This is a genomic window from Nonomuraea sp. NPDC059023 (assembly GCF_042740095.1).
In the GTDB taxonomy this organism is placed as follows: Bacteria; Actinomycetota; Actinomycetes; order Streptosporangiales; family Streptosporangiaceae; genus Nonomuraea.
On sequence record NZ_JBHYIO010000001.1, the window covers coordinates 436519 to 461839 of the forward strand.

The following is a 25321-nucleotide window of genomic DNA, read 5'->3' on the forward strand; positions in this document are numbered from 1 at the left end:
TCCCGCCCCGGCGGGAGCCGTACCGCTATCTGGGGGTGATGACCAGGTCGAGGCGGCCGGAGGTCTTGGTCTTGACGGTCAGCACGCGCGTGGCGGCATCCCAGGTGGCCTCGCCCGTGGAGGCCTTGCCGCCGTTCGGGAAGTCCTTGCCCGGCAGGTAGACCTCGGTGGCGCCGGTCTCGTTGGCGTCGAAGGTGAGGGTCAGCTTCACCGCTTTCTCGTCGTAGGCGATCCGCAGCGGGACACCGCCCACCGCCCTCGGGTACGGCCGCGCGTACGCCTCCACCAGCGGCCCCGCCTTGCCCTTGTCATAGGGCCCCCAGGGTCCGTCGTCGCGCGACCAGTAGGCGCGGCCCATGGCGGTCTCGTCGGTGACGTCGAGGATGCGCTCGACCAGGTCGGTGGCGCCCGGCCTGGTCATGTCCAGCCCGAACTCGCCCAGCACGATCGGCGCCTTCATCCGCTCGGCCGTGCGCAGGATGTTGTCGCGCCACCAGCCGAGCGTGCGGTCGGTCCACTCCTTGGACCCGGCGGTGTAGTCGTCGCCCAGGTCCAGCGGGAGCGGGTAGAGGTGCGGCGCGAACGCGATGCGCGGCGGTCCGGTGCGCGGGTCGTCGAAGGCGGGCAGCGCCGAGGGCAGGCCCCAGTTGACCCCGACCGCCTGCGGTTCGAGGAAGATCCAGCTGTCGGGGTCGACGCTGCGGATCTCGGCGATGGACTTGCGGTAAAGGGTGGCGAGCGGGCCGGTCTCGAACGCCGCGGCCTGCACCGATCCGCCCCAGGGTTCGTTCATGAGGTCGTAGCCGATGACGGCCGGGTCGTCCTTGAAGCGGTCGGCGACGGCCCTCCAGGCCTTGGCGTAGCGGTCCATGAGCTCGGGGTGCTCGCCCGTGGTGTTCCAGAAGTGGTCGAAGGCGCGGATGACGCCGGGCTCCAGGTAGTACATCTCCCAGGTGGGCTGGTCGGTGGCGACCGGCAGGCCGTCCATGAACGTGGCCCACTGGGGCGCGCCGTTCCCGGCGACCTTGGAGGGGGTGATGCCGTTGCCCCACAGGTCCTGGTGCATGTCGAGCATGACGTGGTAGCCGCGTTTGCGGTACCAGCCGATGCGCTCAGCCACCTTGTCCAGATATTTCGTGTCATAGGTGCCGGGGGAGGGCTCCACAGCCCGCCACTGCAACAGGAAGCGGACGAAGTTCGTCCCCATGTCCCGGTACTCGCGCTCGACATCCGCCTCGGTCAGCTTCGGCAGGCCGTCCGGCGTGCTCTTGGCGCTGCTGGCGGTGTTGAACCCGTGCAGAATCAGCGCCCGTCCCGCGTCGTCGGTCACATACCTCCGCGCGGGCTGCGGCGCCTCCCTCGCCGCTGCGGCGACGCCGCCTCCGGCCACGACCAAGGCCACCACGGCACCTGCGATCCACCGCGCACGCTTCATCTCATCGAACTCCGGCATCTGAGGGGTTCCCCGCGTCTGGGGTCTTCCGCCACAATCTTGGTGGCCGCTAGCCTGCCGAACATGAGCTTTGGTCGCAATAGCCTTCCGGCGATCGTCACCGCGTTGCTCGCGTTGTTCTTCGGCCTGTTCGGGACCTGGCTGGTGACGCGGGTCGGGTATCTGGCCGTGCCGTCCGCCGTGGGCCTGCCGTACGGGCTGCCGGGGCTGCGGGTGACGCCGGTCGGTGAGACGCCCTGGCTCTTCCTTCTGACCGACGTCGGCGCGGCACTGGTCCTGGTCGCGGTCGTGGCCGGTTCGCGGCGCGGATTCTGGGGCACCTGGGGTGCGTTCGTGCTGGGCACGGCGCTGGCGGGCCTGCTGCGGGCAGCGGTCTCCGCCATCTCGGCCGAGGCCGGGCTGGGCGCGTACGCGGGATATCTGGGCGGCGGGCTGGTGGCCGGGCTCCTCTGGGGGATCGTGCTCGGGTGGATCGCCGGGCTGGCCTCGCTGCCGCGGCGGCGTGCCGTACGGGTCCGGGAGGGTGGGCACTTGCCCGCGGGCATAAACTCGATGGGGTGAGCACGAAGATCCTCCCTGAGCAGAAAACCACGCCGCAGACCTCGCACGGCGACGGGGACCACGAGCGGTTCGCGCACTATGCCGACAAGCGCAAGATCACCGAAGCCATGGTGACGGGCACGCCGATCCGTGCCCTGTGCGGCAAGGTGTGGGTGCCCAGCCGTGACCCCAAGAAGTACCCGGTCTGCCCGGAGTGCAAGGAGATCTACGAGGGGCTGCCGATCGGCGGCGGCGACGGCGACGACAAGCAGTGAGTGTTGATCACGGGTGATCGCCCCCGGTAGGGCTACGGTCGGGATGTCCTGACCTGCTCATGCCGTATCGGGGGAGTGCATGGCCCGGCGTGCGACCGCCGTTCTGTTGGTGTGCCTGCTCGCGGCCGTGCCACCGATCGACCACCCTGCTGCCGCCGCGTCCTGCGAACGGCCCGCCGTACCCCGGCTGAAGGGGGAGCGCCCGCCCGACGTGCGCGCGCCGCACGTGCGCGAGCCCGATCCGCGGCAGGTGCGTGAGGTGCTCGCCGAACTCGGCGAGCGGCTCGGCGACACCAAGCCGCCGACCTCGATCACGATCCCGACCTGGGTGCACGTGCTCACCGACGGCCGTCGGCGGGCGCCCGACGACGCCGTGCGCGCGCAGATCGCCGCGCTCAACTCCGCGTACGGCGGGCGGCTCGGCGGGGTCGACACCGGCGTGCGCTTCCGCCTGGACGGGATCACGCTCACCCGCAACACGTCCTGGTTCGGCGACCCCCTGGGTCACGAGGCGGCGATGAAGGGCCACCTGCGCAAAGGCGGCGTGCAGACGCTCAACCTCTACGTCGGCCAGCTCAGCGAACTCGTGCTCGGCTTCTCGACCTATCCCTTCTGGTACGCCTCCGGCCCGCGCCTGGACGGCGTCGTCGTCGACTGGCGCAGCCTGCCCGGCGGCGCCCTGCGCAACTTCGACCTGGGCTTCACCGGCGTGCACGAGATCGGTCACTGGCTCGGGCTGTTCCACACCTTCGAGAACGGCTGCGAGGAGCCCGGCGACGGCGTGGACGACACGCCCCCCGAGGCGCTGCCGACCGAGGGCTGCCCGGGGGTCAAGGACACCTGCCCGCTGGGCGGGGCCGATCCGATCCGCAACTTCATGGACTATTCCTACGACCGGTGCATGCAGGAGTTCACGCAGGGCCAGGCGGTCAGGATGCACGAGATGTGGGCGGCCTACCGCGGCACGGAGACCTGACGGGGCTACACGAACGACAGCAGGGACACGGCCAGTCCGGCGGTGGCGAGCAGCGCGCCCGCGCGGCTGCCGCCGGTACGCCAGGTGGCCAGCCCCGTGAGCAGCCCGCCGAGTCCGAACAGCAGGCCGACCAGGCCGGCGATCAGGCTGAACGGGTTGGGCGCGTAGCCGGCGGCCATCCAGCCGCCGGGAGCGAGGGCCCAGACGGGGCCGCTGGCCAGGCCGGCGAGTCCGGCGAGCAGCGAGCCGCCGCCCAGCAGAGTGCCGGGCTCGGCCCGCTCGGGCTTGGTGGAAGATCGCATGGTGCCATCTTCGCTGGCTACCGGGTTGTGGCCGCAACGCCGGGGTTACTTTGAAGTGAAAAATGGTGACATCTAGGATATGGGGGTGACAGCACCGAAGACTCTGGACGCTCCAGTCGACCCACCCCGTATCTTCGGGCCCGCCTACCGCACCGCCACCCTCGGCATCCTCCTCGTCGCCACTCTCATCGCCTTCGAAGGCATGTCCGTCGGCGTCGTCATGCCCCAGGTCTCCAAGGACCTGCACGCCGAGACGCTGTACGGCATCAGCTTCTCCGCCTTCCTCATCGCCAGCCTGTTCGCCAACGTGGTGTCGGGGCTCTGGTCGGACCGGCGCGGCTACACCATGCCGTTCCTGGTGGGCGTGGTGCTGTTCGTCGCCGGGATGGGGCTGGCCGGGGCGGCGGTGAGCAAGGAGATGTTCATCGTGGCGCGGGCCGTACAGGGGCTGGGGGCCGGGACCACGATCGTGGCGCTGTTCGTCATGATCGCCCGGGTCTATCCCGCCGAGGTGCGTCCCAGGGTCTTCGCCGGGCTGTCGGCCGCCTGGGTCGTGCCCGCCATGGTCGGACCTGCCATCGCGGGCTTCGTCGGCGACCGGTTCGGCTGGGAGTGGGTCTTCTACGGCATCATCCCGCTCGTCGTGCCGGCGCTGGTCATGCTCGTCCCCGCCCTGAACAGGAAGTCCACCGAGGAGGCCGTCCCCTCGACCGGCCCGCGCTCCCGGCCGGGCCTGATGGCGCTGGCGGCCACCTGCGCTTCCGTGGGCGCCGGCGCGCTGCTCTACGGCATCCAGGAGCACACGGTTGAGAGCGGCCTGATCGGCGTGGCCGGTCTGGCGGCGCTCGGGTACGGCCTGTACCGCCTGCTGCCGCCGCACGCGCTGCGCTTCGGCCGGGGCCTGCCCACCACGGTCATGATGCGCGGGTTCTTCTCGGCCGCCTTCTTCGGCGTCAACGCCTACATCCCGCTCGCGTTGCAGGAGGTCAAGGACTTCGACGCCACCACCGCCGGCATCGCGCTCACCACCGGCGCCCTCGGCTGGTCGACCGGCTCCTACCTGCAGAGCCGCCGCGACGCCCTGCCCCACAGGCGCATCCGGCTGGGCGCCTTCTGCGTGATGATCGGCGTGCTCCTCACCATGCTGTCCGTCCTCCCCGGCATCACCGGGTGGGTCGCGGTGCCCGCCTGGATCATCGCCGGCTTCGGCATGGGCATCGGCATGACCACGGTCAGCGTCACCGCGCTCAAGCAGTCGCCGCTCAACGAGCAGGGCGCCAACTCGGCCGCCCTCTCGGTCACCGACATGCTCGGCTCCGCCCTGACCATCGGCGTGGGCGGCGCGCTGGTGAACATGATCGGCCACGCCCCTTCACAGATCGCGACCGGCTTCATCGTCATCTCCTGCCTCATGGCCGCCATCGCCCTGGCCGCGACGCTCCTTTCGGCCCGCACCGCGACCTGATCGCGCGGAGTGAGCGGGCGGGTTGCCGGGTAAGCACTGATCGTGCCCCCGCCGGTGACGCGTGCCCCGCCGTACCCCTCAATCGCCTAACTTTCCCCTCCCGTCCCAGCGATCGCGGATCGCCGGAATCGTCGGCGGGAGGAGTGATAGGACAGCGGGACGAGGAGGTGCCATGGAGGACGATCACCGCGTCTGGCCGCCCGGCTCGCCGCGCGGCACCCCTCCGCTGCCCGACGATCCCGACGAGCCGTGGAACCCCCCACTCAGGCGTACGGCGGGCCGCGACGTCGAGCCGCCGCCGTGGGAGTCGCTGCCCCCCTCCGCCCGCTACTACGGCAGCCCGGCGACGCCCAGCCCGGTGCGCCGACGGCTCTGGCGCAGGCGCGCGGGGGCCGTGCTGGCGCTCCTGGTGGCCGCTGGGCTGGTCGGCGGGCTGGTCGTGGTCGTGTTCAGGATGGCGACCCCGCCGCCGGTCCAGGGGCGGCTCGTGGACGCCGTCGCCCAGGTGACGCTGACGTTGCCGCAGGGGTGGCAGGAAGGGGTCGTGGCGCCGGTCACCGGGTTCACCTCGGTGGCGCGGTCGGAGCGGGGGGTGGTGATGGCGCGGGCCGTACCGCACTCCGCGCAGGGGGCGCGCACAATGGTCGCCGACACCGCGCAGCTCTACTCGCGGCTGCTCCTCAAAGGGGACAAGGTCGACATCGTCGACGACCGGGCCCTGCCCCAGGGATACACGCGCGCGCTGCGGGCCGAATATCGGGATGTGGTCAACCGCCCGGCGTACTTGCGGGTGACTCTTCTCACGCGACCCGGGCGGTCCGTTCTGCTGGTCGGACTGCTCCAACCAGCGGATACCGCCTCAATCGAGGCCCTCGACACGGTGATGGCGAGCGTGCGATAAGCCGCGTGACGCCCAATAGCACGCAAGGATGAGGTTGGCCAGGATCCATGTTCTACGGCACGTCTTGTCGGTGAGCCCGATTACTCTTGGGTCACTGTGAGAGAGCGAAGCACACGAACCCCAGGAGTGATGCGGTGAGTACGTTCGCCGCATCCCATCTGTCACCCTCCTATCCCGACAGGGCAGCATGGGGCACCGCGCCCAAGCTGAGGGCCTGGCAGCAGGAGGCTTTCGACCTCTACTTCAGGCGCGAGCCCCGTGACTTCCTCACGGTGGCGACGCCGGGCGCGGGCAAGACGACCTACGCCCTGCGCATCGCCAGCGAGCTCCTGGCCAACGGCGTGATCCGGGCGATCACCATCGTCACGCCCACCGAGCACCTCAAGCGCCAGTGGGCCGACGCCGCGGGCAAGGTCGGCATCAACATCGACCCCGAGTTCAAGAACAGCCAGGGCGCCACCTCACGCGACTACATCGGCGTCGCGGTCACCTACGCCCAGGTCGCCATGCACCCGGCGCTCCACCGCGCCCGCACCGAGGCGCGCAAGACGCTGATCATCTTCGACGAGGTGCACCACGCCGGCGACGCCAAGTCGTGGGGCGACGGCATCCGCGAGGCGTTCGAGCCCGCCACCCGCCGCCTCCAGCTGACCGGAACCCCGTTCCGATCCGACGACAGCCCCATCCCCTTCGTGGAGTACGCCGAGGACGCCGAAGGCTTCAAGCGCAGCGTCTCCGACTACTCCTACGGCTACGGCCCCGCCCTCGACGACGGCGTCGTCCGCCCGGTGATCTTCCTCGCCTACTCCGGCGAGATGAAGTGGCGCACCCGCGCCGGCGACGAGATCGCCGCCACCCTCGGCACCCCGCTCACCAAGGACCAGCTCTCCCAGGCCTGGCGGGCCGCGCTCGACCCCAAGGGCGACTGGATCCGCCAGGTGATGCAGGCGGCCGACCGCCGCCTCACCGAGGTACGGCGCGGCGTGCCCGACGCCGGCGGCCTGGTCATCGCCACCGACCACGAGGCCGCCCGCGCCTACGCCCGCCACCTGCGCAACATCAGCGGCGAGGGCGCCACCGTCGTGCTCTCCGACGACCCGGGCGCCTCCAAGAAGATCAAGCAGTTCGCCGTGTCGGAGGACCGCTGGCTCATCGCGGTCCGCATGGTCTCCGAAGGCGTCGACATCCCGCGCCTGTGCGTCGGCGTCTACGCCACCTCCACCTCGACCCCGCTCTTCTTCGCCCAGGCCGTGGGCCGCTTCGTACGAGCCCGCAAGCGCGGCGAGATGGCCTCGGTCTTCCTGCCCTCGGTGCCGACCCTCATGGGCCTGGCCAACGAGATGGAGCTCGAACGCGACCACATCCTCAACAAGCGGCCCCCGGAGGACGGTCTCGACGACTCCCTCCTGCAGGATGCCAACCGCAAGAAGGACAACCCCGACGTCCTGGGCGACGAGCTGCCGTTCGAGACCATGGAGACGTCGGCCACCTTCGACCGCGTGCTGTTCGACGGCGGCGAGTTCGGCACCGGCGCCGAGGTCGGCTCGGCCGAGGAAGAAGACTTCATCGGCCTGCCCGGCCTGCTCGAACCCGACCAGGTCGCGACCCTGCTGCGCAAGCGCCAGTCCGACCAGCAGGCCGCCAAGACCAAGAAGGCCGAGACCGCCGCGCCCGCGATGGCGCCGCACGAGCAGATGGCCGAGCTGCGCCGCGAGCTCAACGGCCTCGTCGGTGCCTGGAACCACCGCACCGGCCAGCCGCACGGCGTCATCCACAACGACCTGCGCCGCGCCTGCGGCGGCCCGCCCATCGCCCAGGCCACGGCCGAGCAGATCCAGGAACGCATCGCCAAGATCCGCGCCTGGGCCACCCAGCGCCGCTGACCGGCCCTGATCCGCCGCCTCGGGCCCGCGCGTCAGCGCGCGCCCGGGGGATACGGGCCGCGCGTCTTCGGGCGTTTGGGACACCCGACACAATGACCCGTCTCCAACGTCCTCCTGCTTGATGCGGGTCGGGCTCAGTGCGCGGCCGGGGCGGGGATGCGGTTGTCGGTACGGCCGTCCACGGCCCGGTAGGTCCCCGGCTTGGGCAGGGGGATCCTGAGGGAGGCGGCGCCGTCGGCGACGCGCACCGGGACGGTCGTGACGCCGGGGTGACGGCCGGACAGCGGGCCCTCGTGGATCCACACGCGCAGCCGGTGGCCCTTGGGGCGCATCAGCACCTTCGCCGTGTCGCACTCGGTCGCCGAGGCCGGCCAGGTCAGCTCCAGGCTGCGGCGCCCGACCACGCGGGCGGTCGAGGGGACCGGGGTGCTCTCGGCGCACGCCGCCGGCCGCGGCATGGTGTGGGAGACCACGACCGGCTCCGGGTCCAGGGTGTCGGCCAGGGCGACCGTACCCGACTCCAGCAGCACGAGCGTGAGCACCGCGCCGGCCTTGGCGAGGTTGCGGCCGCGGAAGAGCACCCAGAGGCTGAGCGGCGCGAGCACCAGCCATGCCAGGCCCAGGGAGATGGCGAGCATGAAAGACCCCAAGACGGTCAAGGAGAGAGGTGACTCTCCGTATGAGTTCGCGGACAGAGGGGTGTCGCCGTCTTGGATATCACATGACGTGTACTCTGCGTAGTCTCTAGCTACGGACCGTTGGGGCCCCGCGCAGATCGGCGCCCGCCTCGGTCAGGTCGGCGATCGCCTTGTCGGTGGTGGCGCGGGCCACCCCGGCCGTCAGGTCGAGCAGCACGGTCACCGCGAGCCCGTGCTTGACCGCGTCCAGCGCCGTGGCGCGCACGCAGTGGTCGGTGGCGATGCCGACCACGTCCACCTGGTGCACGCCGTGGGCGTTGAGCCAGTCGGCCAGCGAGACGCCGTCGCCCGAAGCGCCCTCGAAGCCGCTGTAGGCCGCCTCGTGCGTTCCCTTGCTGAAGACCTCCTCCACCGCCGCCACGTCGAAGGCGGGGTGGAAGTCGGCGCCCGGGGTGCCGGCCACGCAGTGCGCGGGCCAGGAGGTCACGTAGTCGGGCGACAGGGAGAAGTGCTCGCCTGGGTCGACGTGGTAGTCGCGGGTGGCCACCACGTGGGCGTAGCCGTGGTCGGCCACGTGGCGGGTGATGGCCGCCGCGACCTCCGAGCCGCCCGCCACGGCGAGGCTGCCGCCCTCGCAGAAGTCGTTCTGCACATCGACGATGATCAGCGCCGTGCTCATACCAAGAACGATACTTCAGGCGAATTCCGTGGGGATGGCCGCATAGCCCCGTCCGAGGTGGAGGGCATCCTGGGGCAGGCGGGCGATGGCCTCGCGATGGCGGTCGCGGGCGGCGTCCAGGGGCTCGCGGCCCACGACGGCGCCGTCCTCGACCAGCGGGTGCAGCAGCGGGATGCCGCCCTCCGGCACCGCGCCCTCCGTCGCCGACGTGGTGACCAGCTCGGTCTCGAAGTGGCCGGTCTCGTCGAGCAGCCGGTAGGCGTGCTTGCGGCCGCCCCGCGACGGCTTGCCCACCGAGCGCTTGGCCACCGGCTCCAGCTTGCCGCTCGCGGTCTCCCTGGCCACGAGCTTGTACACCAGCGCCGCCGTCGGCACCCCCGACCCGGTCACCAGCGAGGTGCCCACGCCGTAGGCGTCCACGGGGGCCGCGGCCAGGGCGGCGATCGCGTACTCGTCGAGGTCGGAGGTGACCAGGATGCGGGTCTTGAAGGCGCCCAGCGCGTCGAGCTGCTCGCGTACCTCCTGCGCGGCGGCGGCCAGGTCGCCGGAGTCGATCCTGACCGCGCCCAGGTCGCTGCCGGCCAGCTCGACCGCGGTCCTGACCGCCTCGGGCACGTCGTAGGTGTCCACCAGCAGCGTGGTCGAGGCGCCGAAGGAGGCGATCTGGGCTTCGAAGGCGGACTTCTCCGAGTCGTGCAGGAGGATGAACGCGTGCGCGGCCGTACCGGCTGTGGGGACGCCGTAGGCGTGGCCGGCCATGAGGTTGGAGGTCGCGGTGAACCCGGCGAGATAGGCGGCGCGGGCGGCGGCGACGGCGGCCCGCTCGTGCGTGCGGCGCGAGCCCATCTCGATGAGCGGCCGGCCCCCGGCCGCGTTGGCCATCCGCGAGGCGGCCGAGGCGATGGCGCAGTCGTGGTTGAGAATCGAAAGGATCAGGGTCTCAAGAAGTACGGCTTCCGCGAACGTGCCCTCGACCACGAGAATGGGCGAAGCCGGAAAGTACAGATCGCCCTCGCGATAACCGCACACGCTCCCGGAAAATCGGTAATCGGCGAGAAACGCCAAAGTCGACTCGTCCACCACCCGCTTGTCGCGCAGGTAGGCCAGTTCTTCCTCGCCGAAACGGAAGCGCTCCAGCTCCTCCAGCACCCGTCCGATGCCCGCGACCACACCGTAGCGACGCCCGCCCGGCAGGTGGCGGGCGAAGACCTCGAACACGGCGCGTCGATGGGCGGCGCCGCTGCGTAGCGCGGCCTGCAACATTGTCAGCTCATAGTGATCTGTGAGCAACGCAGTGCTCATGGTCATAGTCACGACTCGAAGACTACGGCCCAGATAGGGCAGACTCGGGGATGTGGGTAGCACCGCTCCAATCGCCGTCGAGCGTCCGTCAACGGACGTTCGGCCCGATCTGCCATGGGTGACGATCGTCTGGAATGACCCGGTCAACCTGATGTCGTACGTGACCTATGTCTTCCAGACCGTCTTCGGCTACTCGAAGGAAAAAGCCGAGAAGCTCATGAAGGACGTCCACCACAAGGGCAAGGCCGTCGTCTCCAGCGGCACGCGTGAAGAAATGGAACGCGATGTGCAGATTCTTCACTCCTACGGCCTGTGGGCGACGCTCCAGCCGGACTCGGCGAAGTGAGGCGGAACCGGTGAGCTCTGGCTTCAGCGCGCACAAGGACGGCGTGATCGCCGAGTTCGAGCCCGCCGAGGTCTCGATACTCAAGTCGCTGGTCTCCCAGGTGCTCGGGCTGGTCGAGCCGGGGCTCACCAGCGACGACCCGCTGGAGCGGGCGCTCGGCATCGGCGCCGCGCAGGCGCCCTCGGACCCGGTGCTGAAGCGGCTGTTCCCGAGCGCCTACGAGGACGACGAGGACGCGGCCGACTTCCGCCGCTACACCGAGGCGACGCTGCGCGAGGGCAAGCGCGCCGACGCGCAGACGATGCTGGACACGGCCAAGCCCGGCCGCAGCGAGCTCACGCCCGAGCAGGCGCAGGCGTGGCTGCGCTCGCTCAACGACGTACGGCTCGCGCTGGGCACGCGGCTGGAGGTCACCGAAGAGGTGCACGACGAGATCGCGATGATGTCCGAGGACGACCCGCGCTACCCGGCCTACGTCACCTACGACTGGCTGACCTACCTGCAGGACAGCCTGGTTCGCGCACTCTGGTAGTTTCCGCCCCATGCTGACGATCTCGCAGGAACTGGTGGACAGGATCGTGGCCCACGCGCGGGCCGACCACCCCGACGAGGCGTGTGGGGTCATCGCGGGGCGAAATGGGGTACCCGAGCGGTTCATCCCCATGGAGAACGCCGAGCGCTCGCCCACCTTCTACCGTTTCGACTCGCTGGAGCAGCTGCGCGTCTGGCGGGAGATGGACGACAACGACGAGGAACCCGTCGTGATCTACCACTCCCACACCGCCACCGAGGCCTACCCCTCACGTACCGACGTGAGCTACGCCGCCGAGCCGAACGCCCATTACGTGCTGGTCTCAACCCGGGAAGAGGACGAGACGGAATTCCGCTCCTACCGCATCCTCGACGGGGAGATCAGCGAAGAAGAGGTAAGGTTTATCCCATGAGGACTGTCGCCACCGCCGCCGCGCGGGTGCGTCATGTCCAGAGCTTCCTCTTCGCGCACACGCCCTCTGTCGTCGTCTACGACTGTCGCTGAACGGTCCCCCGCTCACCCCGACATATCCCGACATGAGGAGACCTGATCAGCGATGGCCATTGAGGTACGCATCCCGACCATCCTGCGCAACTACACCGACGGCGCCAAGGCCGTCGACGCCGAGGGCGCCACGCTCGACGAGCTGATCGCCAACCTGGAGTCCCGGCACCCCGGCATCAAGGACCGCCTGGTCGACCAGGGCGCCCTGCGCCGGTTCGTGAACGTCTACCTGAACGACGAGGACGTACGTTTCCTCGGCGGTCTCGGCACGCCCGTGTCCGACGGTGACACGGTGACCGTCCTGCCCGCCGTCGCCGGCGGCGCGAGCTAGATCCCTTTAGCGCCGCCCCTTCCGGGGGCGCGCCCGAGGCGGAAGCCGTACACGATGCGCTTTGAATCTTTGATCGACTCCGTCGGCCGCACGCCGCTCGTCGGGCTGCCCCGGCTCTCGCCCTCCGCGGAGGTGCGCGTGTGGGCCAAACTCGAGGACCGTAACCCCACCGGCTCCATCAAGGACCGTCCCGCGCTGTGGATGATCGAGCAGGCGGAGAAGGACGGCCTGCTCACGCCCGGCTGCACGATCCTGGAGCCGACCAGCGGAAACACCGGCATCTCGCTGGCGATGTCGGCGAAGCTGAAGGGGTACCGGCTGATCTGCGTCATGCCGGAGAACACCTCGGACGAGCGGCGGCAGTTGCTGCGGATGTGGGGCGCGGAGATCATCTCCTCGCCCGCGGCCGGCGGCTCGAACGAGGCCGTCCGGGTGGCCAAGGGGCTGGCGGCTGAGCATCCGGACTGGGTGATGTTGTACCAGTACGGGAACCCGGCCAACTGGCGCTCCCACTACGAGTCGACAGGGCCGGAGATCCTCGCCGACCTGCCCACGGTGACGCACTTCGTTGCCGGGCTGGGGACTACCGGGACGTTGATGGGGGTGGGGCGGTTCCTGCGGGAGCGGGTGCCGGGGGTGCAGATCGTCGCTGCCGAGCCCCGTTATGGGGAGCTGGTGTATGGGCTGCGGAATGTGGACGAAGGGTTCATTCCTGAGCTTTATGACGAGTCTGTGCTGACCACGCGGTTCTCGGTGGGGTCGGGGGACGCTTTGCGGCGTACCCGGGAGTTGCTGGCCGGGGAGGGTATTTTCGCCGGGGTTTCCACCGGGGCGGCTTTGCACGCGGCGCTCGGGGTCGCCGGGAAGGCGGTCAAGGCGGGGGAGCGGGCGGACGTGGTGTTCGTGGTGGCGGATGGCGGGTGGAAGTACCTGTCTACCGGCGCGTACGAGGGCACGCTCGACGAGGCCGAGGAACGCCTCGACGGGCAGTTGTGGGCCTGATTTTTCTCTCAGTCACAAGCTTTTTGTGAGTTTACGGCGGGGCCACGTGGGCGCCTCCCGCCGACGCGGGTCGCCGCCGATCGTCGGGCGCTTCTCACGTCGCACGTGGTACCCGCCGCCACAAGCCACCCTTGACCGGGGCCATGCTTCCCACCTTGCCGACCGCCCACATGGCGCCGGTCTCCACCGTGCACCGTCTCGCCGTTGCGGCGCTGACAAGCGTGGGGGTCGCGCGCTGTGGGCGGGTTCCGCGTTGTGGCCGCCTCGTGGGGCGCGGGCGTGGCGCGGGCGTGTGCGTCGCTTCGTGCCGGTGGTCCTGTCGCTTGGTCGTGCCTGAGGTCCTGTCGCTTGGTCGCCGTGCGCGTTGCGCCGGGCTGCGTCGTGCACCGTCTCGCCGTTGCGGCGCTGAAGAGCGACGGGGTGGTGCTGTGGTGCGGGGCGTGGGGTCCTGCGCGGGGTGCCATCGTGCGCGTTGCGCCGGTCTCCGTCGTGCGCGTTGCGCGGGGCGCCGTCGTGTGCCGTCTCGTCGTACCGGCGCTGACAAGGGAGGGGCGGTGTCGCGTTTGCGGCGTGGCGTGGCGTGCGTGGGTGGCGCGTGTGCGTGGGTGGGTGTGGGGAAGGGGCAGCACCCTTGGTGGGTGGCTGCCCCTTCTTGGGTTGGGTTGCTAGTTGAACAGGAGGCGGAGGGAGAAGGTGGCCTCGGTGGTGGTTTGTTTGCCGCTCAGGCCCACGGCTCGCAGGACCTGGAGGTTGGTCTTGTCGTCGCCCTGCATGGACTCCAGGTAGAACTTTTCTACCTTGTCCAGGTCCACGAAGATCGCGTAGCTGGTTGAGCCGGCGTCTGGGATGGCGGTTTTGAAGGTTTCGCTGTCGCCCAGGGCGCCTTCCTCGGCGAGTTTCTTGGCGTACTCGTCCGTGGTGGCCAGGGTGAAGGTGCCGTCGCCGGGGACCTTGGCGATCTTGGGGGCCGGCTGGCCCTGGGAGGTGATCGCCTTTTCCACCTTGTCGACGATGGCCTGTGCCTTGGCGGGGTCCGTGACGATGCGGACGCCGGCCTTGAACTGCTGGGCGTCGAGGCCCTCGCCGTCCACCGCGAAGGTCAGGTTCTTGCCCAGGATGGTGGCCAGGTCGTCGGGCAGGGCGAGGCCGTACTGGGTCTTGGCCTGCTCCACGAACTGCTTCATCTGGGCGCCGCCGGGTGTGGCGGACATGGACTGTTCGATCTCGGCCCACTTCTTGGTGATGAGCTGGTCGAGGCCCGAGATGGAGAACGCCCCTGCGGTGCTGGCGGGCAGCGTGGCGAGGTTGGCCGACTCGGGGTCGCTGCTCACCAGGCCGTCGGCGCCTCTGACGATGCCGGCCAGTTCGGCGTAGGCGGCGTCGAAGCGGAGGGCGCCGGCGAAGCGGGCGTTCTTGACCTGCTCGAACGCTTTCGTCTCTTCAGGGGACATGTCCGGCTTGGCCAGCTGGGCGATCTTGCCCACGTGACCCCAGAAGGACAGGACGCCCTGCTCGCCCACGGCGTCGAGGTCGCCGCCGAAGTCGCTGTTGTCGGCGAGGCTGGTCGAGCCGGTGGCGTACTTGTCGGCGTCGGCCTGCTTCTCGGTCAGGATGGCGTAGTCCTCGCGGAAGGCCAGGCCGTACTTCTCCTCGCCCATGAGCTTGGCGATGCCCGCCTTGGCCTGCTCCTCGTCCTTGACCTGGACGGCGACGGCGAAGCCGGGGTCCTTCTTGCCGGCGGCGGGCGGCAGGACGCCGACGCCGATCCGGCTGCCGAGCCAGGGGTCGATGTCCTTGGCGAAGTCCAGCTTGGACAGCCGCTCGTCGTCCTTCTTGGCCGCGTCGAACAGCGCCTGGCGCGGGTCCTCGCCCTTGAAGGAGTCCTTGGTGACGGTGAACTTCCTGGCCAGCTGGAACAACGCCACCTTCTGGTTGGCGGCGGGGTCGAGGTCCAGTCGCATGTACGCGATGGACTCGACGGGCAGGACCTCGTGCGGCTGCGTGCCACCACCGCCCAGGGCGCTCAGCGCGTAGACGGTGCCGCCGCCGAACAGGATGACGGCCAGCGCCGCGATGCCGGCGATGATCCAGCCCTTGCGGTTGCCGCCGCCCTGCTTGACCGGCGGCTCCGAGGGGCCGAAACCTTCGGGGCCCTCCTGCTGCCAGCCGCCCTGCTGGGGCTGGCCGCCGTACTGCTGTTGTTGCTGGTTGTAGGGCTGCTGGCCGCCGTAGGGCTGCTGGCCGTACTGTTGCTGCTGGTCATATGAAGGCTGGTCATATGAGGGCTGGCCGTAGGCAGGCTGACCGTAGTTGGGCTGGCCTTGGGACGGCTGCTGCTGCCCGTAAGCGGCCTGCTGACCGTAGGGCTGCTGCTGGCCGTACTGAGGCTGCTGCTGGTAGGGCTGCTGCGGCGGGTACGGCTGCTGCTCCTCGTTCCAGCGGTATGCCGTGGTCCGATCCGGATCCTGGCCACTCGGGGGATTATTCGCAGACATCACTCAACTCACAATGTGGATTTTTGACCACATGGAAGTTATCGGATGTCTCTAGCGGATCGCTTGCAATGGACTAAATCGTGTTACACCCGTGAAAGCTCCTTCTTCTGGGCCTTGAGGATCACCTCACCGTCCCCGTAGTCCTCGACGGTCTCCCACGGCACGAACGTGCATCCCGTGTAGACGACCTTGGCCACCGCCTCGGACACCCACCCGAACCGCCCCTCGCGATCGCGGGTCAGCCCGAAGAAGACCGGCCCGCGGATGGCCGAGACCACCAGCCCGTAGACCGTGTGGCTCTCCTGGAGGCCGCCCTTGTTCTTGACGACGCGTACGTCCACGACGTGTCCGACCCAGATGCCCTGGGAATCCCAGACCGACTGCCCCATGAGCTCGGTGAGTGCCATGCGCGCGACCCTCGCACCAGAATCACGTTTACGCAGGTAGGCGCGCTGATAGGCGGGATGCCCTAGAGTATGGGTTTACTAGAATTTAGTTCCGGACTTGAGGTGGCAACGGGATGACCAAGTTCGACGAGGCGACCCAGGCGATCAAAGTCGACGACCAGACCTACGACGTCTGCCTCGACCCCGGCTACGCGATCGGGGGACCGCTCAACGGGGGCTACCTGATGGCGGTGATCCTGCGGGCCGCGGTGGACGCCTCGCTGTTCGAGCACCCGGTGAGCACCTCGGCGCAGTTTCACAAGGCTCCGGTGCCGGGGCCGGCGCGGGTGCTGGTGGAACCGCTCAAGGCCGGCCGTACCGTGGGATTCGCCCGCGCGCGGCTGATCCAGAACGACGTGCCGCAGATCGAGGCCCTGATCACCACGGCCACGCTGGCGGGCGCCGACCCCGGCTTCAGTGAGAAGCCGCCCGTGCTGCCCCCGATCGAGGACTGCGGGAAGCTGCCCGATCCCAAGCCCGAGTCGGGCATGACGCTCAACGCCCAGCTCGACCTGCGCTTCGACCCGCCCACGATCGGCTGGCTGTCCGGCCGGCCGAGCGGCCGCCCCGAGTCGCGCGCCTACTTCCGGATGGCCGAGGAGCAGGACCCCGACCCGTACGTGCTGGCGCTGGCCGTGGACGTGCTGCCGCCCGTGGTCTTCTCGGCCGGGCACCGCGGCTGGGCGCCCACCGTGGACCTGACCTGGCACCTTCGCGCCGTCCCCGCCCCTGGGTGGCTGACGGTGGCCGGCAGCGGCCGCCTCATCTCCGACGGCTGGTTCGACGAGGAGGTCGAGGTCTGGGACTCGGCCGGCCGTCTGGTGGCGCAGTCGAGGCAACTGGCCAGGGTGGGACGCGGGTGACAGTGTGAGCATTCTTACGCGGTGAAGTCGTGGCAGGTCGCCTACCCTCGAATGCGTGCCAGACGCGAGCATCGGGATCTTCGACAGCGGGGTGGGCGGCCTGACGGTCGCCAGGGCGATCATCGACCAACTGCCTCACGAGTCCGTCACCTACGTCGCCGACACGGCCAACCAGCCGTATGGTCCCAAACGCATCGCGGAGCTGCGCAAGTACGCCCTGGAGGTGATGGACCACCTCGTCGAGACCGGCGTCAAGATGCTCGTGATCGCCTGCAACAGCGCCAGTGCCGCCGTGCTGCGCGACGCTCGCGAGCGTTACGACGTCCCGGTCGTCGAGGTGATCCAGCCGGCCACCCGCCGGGCCGTGCGGGCCACCCGCAACGGCCGGGTCGGCGTGATCGCCACCCGAGCGACCATCGAGTCGATGGCCTACAACGACGCCTTCACCGCCGCACCCGACATGCGCCTGACCGGAGTGGCCGCCCCACGCCTGGTCGAGTACGTCGAACGCGGCGAGACGATGAGCGACGAGCTCATCGCGGTGCTCCGCGGCTACCTGGCGCCCGTCCAGGACGACGGATGCGACACGCTGATCCTGGGCTGCACCCATTATCCGCTCCTGACCGGCGCGATCTCCTACGTCGCCGGTGACGGCGTCACGCTGGTCTCCAGCGCCGACGAGACGGCCAAGGACGTCTACCGGATCCTGCACGACCGCGGCCTGGCGGCCGGGAACGGCGCCACCCCCCGGCACCGCTTCCTCGCCACCGGCGACTCGACCCTGTTCGCCCAGCTCGGGCGGCGCTTCCTGGGGCCGGAGATCGACGCGGTCGACCTCGCACCCGTGGGGGGTAGTACCTCTTATGGGAGGCCCACATGAAGGTGACCATCGTCGGCTGCTCGGGTAGTTTCCCGGGCCCGGACAGCCCCGCTTCCTGCTACCTGCTGGAGGCCGAGGGGTTCAGGTTGCTGCTCGACTTCGGCAGTGGAGCGCTGGGAGCGCTCCAACGCCACATCGACCTCTATGACGTCGATGCCATCTGCCTCACCCATCTGCATGCCGACCACTGCCTCGACCTGTGCGGATACCACGTGGCACGCACCTACGGGCCGGCCGCGCCGTACCCGAGAGTGCCCGTCTACGCGCCGAAGCACGCGTCGCGGCGGCTGGCCGCCGCCTACGGCATGCCCGAGGAGCCGGGCCTGGAGACCGCCTTCGACTTCGTCGCGCTGGCGCCGGGCAACTTCGAGATCGGGCCGTTCACGGTGACGGCCGGGCGCGTCAACCATCCTGTCGAGACGTACGGCTTCCGCGCCGCCCACGGCGGGCGCAGCGTCGCCTACTCCGGCGACACGGGCGAGTCCGAGGAGCTGGTGCGGCTGGCCGACGGCGCCGACCTGCTCCTGTGCGAAGCCTCCTTCCTGGAGGGCCCCGACCTGCCGAAAGGCCTGCACCTGACCGGCCGCCAGGCCGCCGAGCACGCGGCCAAGGCGGGCGTGGGCCGGCTCGTGCTGACCCATCTCGTGCCGTGGCACGACCGCCTGCGGGTGCTCGACGAGGCCTCGACCGGCGGATTCGCCGGCCCGATCGAGCTGGCCCGCAGCGGGGCGGTCTACGAGCTGGCCTGAACCTTCACGAAGTCCCGCATGCGCGGCAGCCGGGAGAACAGCAGGGGCGCGAACGAGACCAGCCGCCCCGCCATGAACACCCACAGCGCCTCGCGCACGCCGATCTCATGGGCCACGATGCCGCCGAGCAGCGCGCCGACCGGCATCGTGCCCCAGACGATGAACCTGACCGTGGCGTTGACGCGGCCGAGCATGTTCTCCGGCATGACCGTCTGCCGGTAGGTGATCACGCCGATGTTGTAGAGGATGCCGCCGAAGGACAGGGCGACCGAGGTCAGCGCGAAGAAGGAGACGCGCCAGTCGGCCTCGGTCATCGGCAGCAGCAGGCCGAAGGGCGAGCTGAGGGCGAGGGCCAGCCAGGTGACCCTGGCCTGGCCGTACCTCCTGAACAGCCAGGCGCCGAGCACGCCGCCGAGCAGACCGCCCACCGCGCCCGACATGAGCAGCACGCCGATGAACCCGGGCGGCAGGTGCACCACCGTGGCCAGGAACAACACCGACAGGCTGAGCACGGCGCTCACGCAGACGTTGGTCGCGGCTGTCGCGGCGAGGAACGCGCGTAACACCTGGTCACTCCATACGGCCCGCATCCCGGCGGCGATGTCGGGCAGGAGCCGGGAACGTTCCGATCGTACGGGCGCCGCATCCGGTTTCTTGATCGTGCCCAGGAAGACGACCGAGGCCAGCGCGGCCAGAGCGGTGGCCAGCATGGTGCGCGGAGCCCCCAGCAACTGCACCAGCGCGCCCCCCAGGCTCGGACCGGCCAGCGCGCCCCCGTTGCGCACGACCTCCAGCTTGGCGTTGCCGTCGGTGAGCTCTTCCTTGCCGACCAGCGCCGGCAGGTACGTCGGGTCGGCGATGTCGTTGAAGACCTGGGCCAGCCCGGCGAGCAGGGCGACCGCGTAGAGGACCGGCATGCTCAGCACGCCCAGCGCGGAGGCCAGCGGAATGCTGCTCAGCAGCAGGAACCGGCCGGCGTCGGCGAGCATCATCACCCTGCGCTTGCGCAGGCGGTCCACCCACACCCCCGCGGGCAGACCGACGATCAGAAACGCGGCGGACTGCAGCGCTGCGAGCGCGCCCACCTCAAGCGGCGACGCGTGCAACGACAGCACGGCGACCAGGGGGAGGGCCACCCGTGCGATGTTGGCTCCGAACTCGTTGGCCAGATGTGAGCCCATGAATCGGAGGAAGTCCGGGTTTCGTAACACCCCCGTTGTCATTGGGTAAGGATCTATGTCTAGGCCGGGGGCGGTCAAGGGTATACGCCCACGGAGATAGGGTGATCTGCATGTCTCGACAGGATGGCCGTACTCCCGACCAGCTCCGCCCGATCACGATCACCCGCGATTGGCTCACCCACGCGGAGGGCTCCGTGCTGGTGGAGTTCGGCGGCACCAGGGTCCTGTGCGCCGCCTCCGTCCAGGACAGCGTGCCGCGCTGGCGGCGCGGCAGCGGGCAGGGCTGGGTCACCGCCGAGTACGCGATGCTGCCCCGCGCGACCAACACCCGCAACGACCGCGAGTCGGTCCGCGGCAAGATCGGCGGGCGCACCCATGAGATCTCCCGCCTGATCGGCCGCTCGCTGCGCGCCTGCGTCGACTACAAGGCGCTGGGCGAGAACTCGGTGCTGATCGACTGCGACGTGCTGCAGGCCGACGGCGGCACCCGCACCGCCGCCATCACCGGCGCGTACGTGGCGCTGGCCGACGCGGTCGCGTGGATGCGCAAGCGCAAGATGTGCCCGGGAGACCCGCTGGTCGGCTCGGTCGCCGCGGTCTCCGTGGGCGTCGTGGGCACGGTGCCGATGCTCGACCTCTGCTACACCGAGGACGTCGCCGCCGAGACCGACATGAACGTCGTCATGACCGGCGAGGGCAGCTTCGTCGAGGTGCAGGGCACCGCCGAGGGCGTGCCCTTCGACCGCGACGCCCTCAACCAGCTCCTCGACCTGGCTGTCACCGGCTGCGAGGAGCTGACGCTCCACCAGCAGGAGGCACTGCGCGCGTGAAGATCATCCTGGCCACCCGCAACAAGGGCAAGATCGCCGAGCTGCGGCGTATTCTCGCCGGCTTCGACATCGTCGGTCTTGAGGAGTTCCCCGAGATCGAGGACGTCGTGGAGACCGGCGTCACCTTCGAGGAGAACGCCCTGCTCAAGGCCGTCGCGGTCGCCCAGGGCTCGGGGCTGCCCGCGGTCGCCGACGACTCCGGGCTCTGCGTCGACGTGCTCAACGGCATGCCCGGCGTCTTCTCGGCCCGCTGGGCGGGCCGGCACGGCGCCGACGAGGCCAACATCGACCTGCTGCTCGCCCAGGTGGGCGACGTGCCCGACCCGCTGCTGACCGCGCACTTCGCCTGCTCGGCCGCGCTCGCGCTGCCCACCGGGGAGACGCGGGCGGTCGAGGGCACGCTGCCCGGCCGACTGATCCGCGAGCGCCGCGGGTCCCACGGCTTCGGCTACGACCCGATCTTCGTGCCGGACGGCGGCAGCCGGACCGCGGCCGAGCTCTCGCCCGAGGAGAAGGACGCCATCAGCCACCGGGGCCGCGCGTTCCGCGCCCTCGACCCGATCGTCCGCGAACTCCTCGTAACCAGGGCGTAAGATCCGCCACCCCCGCGCTGGCGTAGCGTCGGGGTGTGCGTAGAAATGTGGTTCCCGCGTGGGCGGGAGCGCTGGCCGGGCTCGTCGCCGGGGCCGTGGCGCTGGGCGTGGCCCAGCTCGTCGCGGCCGTCGTGCGGCCCGAGGCCTTTCCCGTGGTGGCCGTGGGCGACGCGGTCGTGGACCTGTCGCCCGCTCCGGTCAAGGACTGGGCGATCGCGACGTTCGGCGAGAACGACAAGACCGTCCTGGTCGCGGGGGTGCTCGTGCTGCTCGCGGCGGCCGCCGCCGGTCTCGGCGTGCTGGCGACCCGGCGGATCGGGTACGGCCAGGCGGGGCTGGCCGCCTTCGCCGTCGTCGGGGTGTGGGCGGTGCTGACCCGTCCCGACGCCGGTCCGGCCGACGTGCTGCCGACCGTTGCCGGGCTCGGGGTGGGGATCTGGGCACTCGGCCTTCTGGTACGGCGGGCCTACACGATGGCCCCCGCGCCCGCACGGGACCCGGCCCGCTCCGGAGCGACCGGTATCAGGTCAGCCGGTAGCGGACCGGTCGGGGACGGACCGGAAGGTGGCGGGCCGGCGGGGGATGGACCGGCAGGTGACGGGCCGTCCGAGTGGCCTACTGTTCATGGGCCGGAGATGGCTTTCGACCGGCGGCGGCTGCTGGTCGGGGCGGCCGGTGGTGTGGTGGTCGCGGGCGCCTCCACCTTCCTGGGCCGGGCCTGGTCCGGGTCCGAGGCGATCGACGCCGCCCGCGGCGGCCTCGTCCTGCCGAAGGCGGCCACACCCGCCGCGCCGCTCCCGCAGGGCGTGGACTTCCGGCTCAACGGCCTCACCCCCTTTGTCACGAAAAATCGTGACTTCTATAGGGTCGACACCGCCCTGATCCTGCCCAGGATCGACCCCAAGGAGTGGCGGCTGCGCATCCACGGCATGGTCGACCGCCCTATCGAGCTGACCTACGCCGACCTGCTCAAACGCCCCCTCACCGAGGCCGACGTCACGCTCACCTGCGTCTCCAACGAGGTCGGCGGCGACCTGGCCGGCAACGCCCGCTGGCTCGGCGTGCCCCTGGCCGCGATCCTGCGCGAGGCGGGTGTCCAGAGCGCCGCCGACATGCTGCTGTCCACCTCCGACGACGGCTGGACCTGCGGAACTCCCGTGGACGTGGTCATGGACGGCAGAAACGCGCTGCTGGCCGTCGGCATGAACGGCGAGCCGCTCCCGCTGACGCACGGCTTCCCGGTCCGGCAGGTCGTGCCCGGCCTGTACGGGTACGTCTCGGCCACCAAATGGGTGGTCGACATCAAGGTCACCCGCTTCGACCGGGACGAGGCGTACTGGACGCCGCGCGGCTGGGCGGCCAAGGGGCCCATCAAGACGCAGTCGCGTATCGACCTGCCGAGGGACCGGGCCAAGGTGGCGGCGGGCCGTACGACCATCGCGGGGGTGGCGTGGGCGCAGCACACCGGCGTGGACGCCGTCGAGGTGCGGGTGGACGGCGGCGCGTGGCAGCAGGCGCGGCTGGCGCAGGCGCCGACCGCCGACACCTGGCGGCAGTGGGCGCTTGACTGGCAGGCCACGCCGGGTGAGCACACGATCCAGGTGCGGGCCACCGACGCGGCGGGCCGTACGCAGACCGAACAGAAGGCGCCGGTGGCGCCGGACGGCGCGAGCGGGTGGCACACGATCTCCGTGCGCGTGGGCTGAGAGAGGGCCGTTGACGGCCTGGCGTTAAACGTTTAACAATGGGGTGTGCCGCCCAAACCGACCGTCCGTGACGTCGCTCGCCTGGCCGGGGTCTCGGTGGCGACCGTCTCCTACGTGCTCAACAAACGCGACGACGGCCGCGCCAGGCCGGAGACCCGCGAGCGCGTGCTCGCCGCCGCGGCGGAACTCGGCTACTCGCCCAGCTTCGCCGCCCGCGGGCTGCGGCGGGGGCGGACCGAGCAGGTGTACGTCGTGCCGCGGCGGCCGGGCTCGCCCTTCGCCGCCGCGCTGGCCCGCGACCTGTCGGCGGTGGCCGAGCGCCACGGGTACGCGACCGCGATGTTCGTCCAGGGCGACTGGGAGGGCTACCTGCGCCGGCACGTCGCCGACGGGGCCGCGATCGACCTGTGGCACCGGCGCGGCTTCGACCAGGCCAGGCTCGAACCGCTCGTCGGGATGGGCCTGGCGCTGCTGGTGTTCGGCAACGGGATCGAACCCGACGGCTTCGACGTGGTCCGCAGCAACGAGCTGGAGGCCTGCGAGGAGGCCATGCGCTACCTGGCCGGGGCCGGGCATCGGCGCATCGCCTGCCTGCGCCGCTGGCCGGGCGAGGGACAGGACGACTATCGGGCGGTGCGCTTCGAGGCCTATCGGAATGTGCTGGGGGAGTTGCCCGAGGAGTGGCTCATGCCGTACACGGACAATTCCTGGGAACGCGGGCACGACGCCGCGCTCGCGCTCCTCGACCGGCCCGACCGGCCCACCGCCGTGTTCGCGCTGAGCGACTCGGCCGGGGTCGCCGCCTGCTGGGCGGCGCGCAGCCTCGGCCTGCGCGTGCCCGACGACGTGGCGATCGTCGCCGTCGGTGGCGTGCACGAACCGGACACCCGGGTGACGTTCGTCGAACCCGATCGTATGGACTTCACCCCCGCCGCCGACCTGCTCTTCGACCGCCTGAGCGACCCCGGCCCCGGCCGGGTCCTGTTCCAGAACTGGAGTCTCGTCCACCGTGGCACAGCCTGACATCCTGGTGATCTTCACCGACCAGTGGCGGGGTGACTGCCTGTCGATCGACGGCCACCCCGTCGTCGAGACGCCCTTCATCGACCGCTGGGCCTCCGGCGCCCGCCGCTTCACCAGGGCCTACTCCGCCAACCCCACCTGCGTCCCGGCCCGTGCCTCCCTCATGACCGGCCAGCGCGCCACCACCCACGGCCGCGTCGGGTACGCCGACGGCGTCCCCTGGGACTACGAGACCACCCTGGCGGGCGCCTTCACCGAGTACGGCTACCGCACCCACGCCATCGGCAAGATGCACGTCCACCCCGAGCGGCACACCCTCGGCTTCGAAAGCGTCGAACTCCACGACGGCTACCTCCACCACGCCCGCCGGCACGCCGACGACCTGGCCGACATCGATGACTACGTGCCCTGGCTGCGCGCGGCCACCGGCCGGGCCGACGCGGACTACGCCGAGCACGGCGTCGACTGCAACAGCACCGTGGCCAGGCCCTGGGACAAGCCCGAGTGGCAGCACCCGACGAACTGGGTCACCCAGCGGACCGTGGACTTCCTGCGGACCCGGGATCGTTCGCGGCCGTTCTTCCTCTTTGCCAGCTTCCACCGGCCGCATCCGCCGTACGACCCGCCCGCCTGGGCCTTCGAGCAGTATCTGGGGCGCGAGATGCCGCCGGTTCCGGTGGGGGAGTGGGCCCGGGACATGTGGGGCGACAGCGGGAGTCCGTATGATCCGGCCTCGCCGTACCTGGAGCTGCCGGCCGTACGGCACCAGCGGGCCAGAGCCGGCTACTACGGGCACATGTCGCACATCGACCAGCAGGTGAACCGCATCCTCGAAGTGCTCGCCGAGGAGGGGGCCGACAACACGATCGTGCTGTTCACCTCCGACCACGGGGAGCTGATGGGCGACCACCACCTCTACCGCAAGTCGCTGCCCTACGAGGGTTCGGCGCGCATCCCGTTCATCCTGGGCGGGCCCGGCATCGCGCCCGGAGTGGACACGCGGGTGGTGGAACTGCGCGACGTCATGCCGACCCTGCTGACCGCCGCCGGGCTGCCCGTCCCGGCCGGGGTGGAGGGGCGCGACGCGGTGTCCGGGCCGCCCCGCCCGGTCCTGCACGGGGAGCACGTGATCTCCGCGCGGGCCGGGAGCGTGCACTGGCTGACCGACGGGCGATGGAAGTACCTCTGGCGCAGCGGTGACGGGCGCGAGCAGCTGTTCGACCTGGCCGAGGACCCGGACGAGCTGCGCGAGCTGCCGGTCGGCGGGCCGTGGCGGGGCATGCTGGTGGAACGGCTGCGCGGCCGTCCCGAGGGCTTCGTCCGGGACGGTGAACTCCTCGCCGGGCGCCCGGTCGGCGCCGTGCTGCCGGCGAGCTGGGTTCGAGAGAATCGGGCAACTCGCTGACTCAGAGCGACCGGGCCTCTA

27 protein-coding genes are annotated in these 25321 nt (G+C 70.4%); 19 read left to right on the top strand and 8 right to left on the bottom strand.

Annotated elements, in window-relative coordinates; genetic code table 11:
- Positions 1–25 precede the first annotated feature (25 nt).
- The gene (locus ACFWYW_RS02000) at positions 26–1453 is read right to left on the bottom strand and encodes a cellulase family glycosylhydrolase (protein WP_379609151.1); all 1428 of its coding nucleotides are present in this window, start codon (positions 1451–1453) and stop codon (positions 26–28) included.
- Positions 1454–1516: 63 nt separating this feature from the next.
- Between ACFWYW_RS02000 and ACFWYW_RS02005 the strand changes: the two genes are divergently transcribed.
- From ACFWYW_RS02005 to ACFWYW_RS02015, 3 genes are all read left to right on the top strand, one after another.
- On the top strand, positions 1517–2014 hold the full coding sequence (locus tag ACFWYW_RS02005; protein WP_379609152.1) for a hypothetical protein: 498 nt from the start codon (positions 1517–1519) through the stop codon (positions 2012–2014).
- The gene (locus tag ACFWYW_RS02010) at positions 2011–2268 is read left to right on the top strand and encodes a DUF3039 domain-containing protein (RefSeq protein WP_379609153.1); all 258 of its coding nucleotides are present in this window, start codon (positions 2011–2013) and stop codon (positions 2266–2268) included. The genes ACFWYW_RS02005 and ACFWYW_RS02010 overlap by 4 nt, the downstream gene beginning before the upstream one ends.
- A gap of 79 nt (positions 2269–2347) precedes the next feature.
- Positions 2348–3244 (top strand): zinc metalloprotease, encoded by an 897-nt coding sequence (locus ACFWYW_RS02015; RefSeq protein ID WP_379609154.1) that lies wholly within the window; start codon positions 2348–2350, stop codon positions 3242–3244.
- Between the two features lie 5 nt (positions 3245–3249).
- Here ACFWYW_RS02015 and ACFWYW_RS02020 read toward each other — a convergent pair whose 3' ends face one another.
- A complete protein-coding gene (locus ACFWYW_RS02020) occupies positions 3250–3546 on the bottom strand; it encodes a hypothetical protein (protein ID WP_184965858.1) in 297 nt (98 codons plus the stop codon).
- Positions 3547–3625: 79 nt separating this feature from the next.
- Between ACFWYW_RS02020 and ACFWYW_RS02025 the strand changes: the two genes are divergently transcribed.
- The 3 genes from ACFWYW_RS02025 to ACFWYW_RS02035 all read left to right on the top strand — a co-directional run bounded on the left by ACFWYW_RS02025 (position 3626) and on the right by ACFWYW_RS02035 (position 7795).
- A complete protein-coding gene (locus tag ACFWYW_RS02025; RefSeq protein ID WP_379609155.1) occupies positions 3626–5011 on the top strand; it encodes an MFS transporter in 1386 nt (461 codons plus the stop codon).
- Between the two features lie 172 nt (positions 5012–5183).
- Entirely contained in the window at positions 5184–5912 is a 729-nt protein-coding gene (locus ACFWYW_RS02030; RefSeq protein WP_379609156.1) for a hypothetical protein, read from the top strand.
- Between the two features lie 134 nt (positions 5913–6046).
- Positions 6047–7795 carry a DEAD/DEAH box helicase gene (locus tag ACFWYW_RS02035; RefSeq protein ID WP_379609157.1) on the top strand — a complete coding sequence of 583 codons (1749 nt, stop codon included), beginning with the start codon at positions 6047–6049 and terminating at the stop codon, positions 7793–7795.
- Positions 7796–7929: 134 nt separating this feature from the next.
- Here the strand turns inward: ACFWYW_RS02035 and ACFWYW_RS02040 are convergent, their stop codons facing one another.
- From ACFWYW_RS02040 to ACFWYW_RS02050, 3 genes are all read right to left on the bottom strand, one after another.
- Entirely contained in the window at positions 7930–8433 is a 504-nt protein-coding gene (locus ACFWYW_RS02040; RefSeq protein ID WP_379609158.1) for a hypothetical protein, read from the bottom strand.
- A 106-nt stretch (positions 8434–8539) separates the two neighbouring features.
- Positions 8540–9112 carry an isochorismatase family protein gene (locus ACFWYW_RS02045; RefSeq protein ID WP_379609160.1) on the bottom strand — a complete coding sequence of 191 codons (573 nt, stop codon included), beginning with the start codon at positions 9110–9112 and terminating at the stop codon, positions 8540–8542.
- 15 nt (positions 9113–9127) lie between these two features.
- Complete coding sequence (locus tag ACFWYW_RS02050) at positions 9128–10420, bottom strand: nicotinate phosphoribosyltransferase (RefSeq protein ID WP_379609161.1); 1293 nt, start codon at positions 10418–10420, stop codon at positions 9128–9130.
- A gap of 46 nt (positions 10421–10466) precedes the next feature.
- On the opposite strand from ACFWYW_RS02050, the gene clpS reads away from it, so the two are divergent.
- From clpS to ACFWYW_RS02075, 5 genes are all read left to right on the top strand, one after another.
- Positions 10467–10760 (top strand): ATP-dependent Clp protease adapter ClpS, encoded by a 294-nt coding sequence (gene clpS / locus ACFWYW_RS02055; protein WP_184965848.1) that lies wholly within the window; start codon positions 10467–10469, stop codon positions 10758–10760.
- A 10-nt stretch (positions 10761–10770) separates the two neighbouring features.
- Positions 10771–11292: a DUF2017 domain-containing protein gene (locus tag ACFWYW_RS02060; RefSeq protein ID WP_379609162.1), complete on the top strand. Its 522-nt coding sequence runs from the start codon at positions 10771–10773 to the stop codon at positions 11290–11292.
- A gap of 10 nt (positions 11293–11302) precedes the next feature.
- Positions 11303–11704 (top strand): Mov34/MPN/PAD-1 family protein, encoded by a 402-nt coding sequence (locus tag ACFWYW_RS02065; RefSeq protein ID WP_184965844.1) that lies wholly within the window; start codon positions 11303–11305, stop codon positions 11702–11704.
- Positions 11705–11848: 144 nt separating this feature from the next.
- A complete protein-coding gene (locus tag ACFWYW_RS02070; RefSeq protein WP_157249969.1) occupies positions 11849–12127 on the top strand; it encodes a MoaD/ThiS family protein in 279 nt (92 codons plus the stop codon).
- A gap of 54 nt (positions 12128–12181) precedes the next feature.
- The gene (locus ACFWYW_RS02075) at positions 12182–13129 is read left to right on the top strand and encodes a PLP-dependent cysteine synthase family protein (protein ID WP_379609163.1); all 948 of its coding nucleotides are present in this window, start codon (positions 12182–12184) and stop codon (positions 13127–13129) included.
- 665 nt (positions 13130–13794) lie between these two features.
- On the opposite strand, the gene ACFWYW_RS02080 is transcribed toward ACFWYW_RS02075, so the two are convergent.
- Together ACFWYW_RS02080 and ACFWYW_RS02085 are read right to left on the bottom strand one after the other, a co-directional pair.
- On the bottom strand, positions 13795–15624 hold the full coding sequence (locus tag ACFWYW_RS02080) for a DUF3352 domain-containing protein (protein WP_379609164.1): 1830 nt from the start codon (positions 15622–15624) through the stop codon (positions 13795–13797).
- An 83-nt stretch (positions 15625–15707) separates the two neighbouring features.
- Entirely contained in the window at positions 15708–16031 is a 324-nt protein-coding gene (locus ACFWYW_RS02085) for a hypothetical protein (protein ID WP_379609166.1), read from the bottom strand.
- Positions 16032–16144: 113 nt separating this feature from the next.
- Between ACFWYW_RS02085 and ACFWYW_RS02090 the strand changes: the two genes are divergently transcribed.
- The 3 genes from ACFWYW_RS02090 to ACFWYW_RS02100 are packed head-to-tail and all read left to right on the top strand — an operon-like array spanning position 16145 to position 18562.
- The gene (locus ACFWYW_RS02090) at positions 16145–16933 is read left to right on the top strand and encodes a thioesterase family protein (protein WP_379609167.1); all 789 of its coding nucleotides are present in this window, start codon (positions 16145–16147) and stop codon (positions 16931–16933) included.
- Positions 16934–16988: 55 nt separating this feature from the next.
- A complete protein-coding gene (gene murI / locus ACFWYW_RS02095) occupies positions 16989–17813 on the top strand; it encodes a glutamate racemase (protein ID WP_379609169.1) in 825 nt (274 codons plus the stop codon).
- The gene (locus ACFWYW_RS02100; RefSeq protein ID WP_379609170.1) at positions 17810–18562 is read left to right on the top strand and encodes an MBL fold metallo-hydrolase; all 753 of its coding nucleotides are present in this window, start codon (positions 17810–17812) and stop codon (positions 18560–18562) included. The genes murI and ACFWYW_RS02100 overlap by 4 nt, the downstream gene beginning before the upstream one ends.
- Here the strand turns inward: ACFWYW_RS02100 and ACFWYW_RS02105 are convergent.
- Entirely contained in the window at positions 18547–19743 is a 1197-nt protein-coding gene (locus tag ACFWYW_RS02105; protein WP_379609172.1) for an MFS transporter, read from the bottom strand. The two genes, ACFWYW_RS02100 and ACFWYW_RS02105, sit on opposite strands and share 16 nt — an antisense overlap.
- Before the next feature lie 110 nt (positions 19744–19853).
- On the opposite strand from ACFWYW_RS02105, the gene rph reads away from it, so the two are divergent.
- The 5 genes from rph to ACFWYW_RS02130 are packed head-to-tail and all read left to right on the top strand — an operon-like array spanning position 19854 to position 25300.
- On the top strand, positions 19854–20573 hold the full coding sequence (gene rph / locus ACFWYW_RS02110) for a ribonuclease PH (protein ID WP_379609173.1): 720 nt from the start codon (positions 19854–19856) through the stop codon (positions 20571–20573).
- Positions 20570–21166: an RdgB/HAM1 family non-canonical purine NTP pyrophosphatase gene (gene rdgB, locus ACFWYW_RS02115; RefSeq protein ID WP_379609174.1), complete on the top strand. Its 597-nt coding sequence runs from the start codon at positions 20570–20572 to the stop codon at positions 21164–21166. The genes rph and rdgB overlap by 4 nt, the downstream gene beginning before the upstream one ends.
- A gap of 35 nt (positions 21167–21201) precedes the next feature.
- Entirely contained in the window at positions 21202–22872 is a 1671-nt protein-coding gene (locus ACFWYW_RS02120) for a molybdopterin-dependent oxidoreductase (RefSeq protein ID WP_379609175.1), read from the top strand.
- 45 nt (positions 22873–22917) lie between these two features.
- Entirely contained in the window at positions 22918–23895 is a 978-nt protein-coding gene (locus tag ACFWYW_RS02125) for a LacI family DNA-binding transcriptional regulator (protein ID WP_379609176.1), read from the top strand.
- Positions 23882–25300 carry an arylsulfatase gene (locus ACFWYW_RS02130; RefSeq protein ID WP_379609178.1) on the top strand — a complete coding sequence of 473 codons (1419 nt, stop codon included), beginning with the start codon at positions 23882–23884 and terminating at the stop codon, positions 25298–25300. Before ACFWYW_RS02125 ends, ACFWYW_RS02130 begins: the two co-directional genes overlap by 14 nt.
- Positions 25301–25321: the final 21 nt, after the last annotated feature.

Coding starts and splice junctions, on each gene's coding strand:
- ACFWYW_RS02000 (WP_379609151.1), bottom strand. CDS start 1,453: ATGCCGGAGTTCGATGAGATGAAGCGTGCGCGGTGGATCGCAGGTGCC.
- ACFWYW_RS02005 (WP_379609152.1), top strand. CDS start 1,517: ATGAGCTTTGGTCGCAATAGCCTTCCGGCGATCGTCACCGCGTTGCTC.
- ACFWYW_RS02015 (WP_379609154.1), top strand. CDS start 2,348: ATGGCCCGGCGTGCGACCGCCGTTCTGTTGGTGTGCCTGCTCGCGGCC.
- ACFWYW_RS02020 (WP_184965858.1), bottom strand. CDS start 3,546: ATGCGATCTTCCACCAAGCCCGAGCGGGCCGAGCCCGGCACTCTGCTG.
- ACFWYW_RS02025 (WP_379609155.1), top strand. CDS start 3,626: ATGGGGGTGACAGCACCGAAGACTCTGGACGCTCCAGTCGACCCACCC.
- ACFWYW_RS02030 (WP_379609156.1), top strand. CDS start 5,184: ATGGAGGACGATCACCGCGTCTGGCCGCCCGGCTCGCCGCGCGGCACC.
- ACFWYW_RS02040 (WP_379609158.1), bottom strand. CDS start 8,433: ATGCTCGCCATCTCCCTGGGCCTGGCATGGCTGGTGCTCGCGCCGCTC.
- ACFWYW_RS02045 (WP_379609160.1), bottom strand. CDS start 9,112: ATGAGCACGGCGCTGATCATCGTCGATGTGCAGAACGACTTCTGCGAG.
- ACFWYW_RS02050 (WP_379609161.1), bottom strand. CDS start 10,420: ATGACCATGAGCACTGCGTTGCTCACAGATCACTATGAGCTGACAATG.
- ACFWYW_RS02065 (WP_184965844.1), top strand. CDS start 11,303: ATGCTGACGATCTCGCAGGAACTGGTGGACAGGATCGTGGCCCACGCG.
- ACFWYW_RS02070 (WP_157249969.1), top strand. CDS start 11,849: ATGGCCATTGAGGTACGCATCCCGACCATCCTGCGCAACTACACCGAC.
- ACFWYW_RS02075 (WP_379609163.1), top strand. CDS start 12,182: ATGCGCTTTGAATCTTTGATCGACTCCGTCGGCCGCACGCCGCTCGTC.
- ACFWYW_RS02080 (WP_379609164.1), bottom strand. CDS start 15,624: ATGTCTGCGAATAATCCCCCGAGTGGCCAGGATCCGGATCGGACCACG.
- ACFWYW_RS02085 (WP_379609166.1), bottom strand. CDS start 16,031: ATGGCACTCACCGAGCTCATGGGGCAGTCGGTCTGGGATTCCCAGGGC.
- ACFWYW_RS02090 (WP_379609167.1), top strand. CDS start 16,145: ATGACCAAGTTCGACGAGGCGACCCAGGCGATCAAAGTCGACGACCAG.
- ACFWYW_RS02100 (WP_379609170.1), top strand. CDS start 17,810: ATGAAGGTGACCATCGTCGGCTGCTCGGGTAGTTTCCCGGGCCCGGAC.
- ACFWYW_RS02105 (WP_379609172.1), bottom strand. CDS start 19,743: ATGGGCTCACATCTGGCCAACGAGTTCGGAGCCAACATCGCACGGGTG.
- rph (WP_379609173.1), top strand. CDS start 19,854: ATGTCTCGACAGGATGGCCGTACTCCCGACCAGCTCCGCCCGATCACG.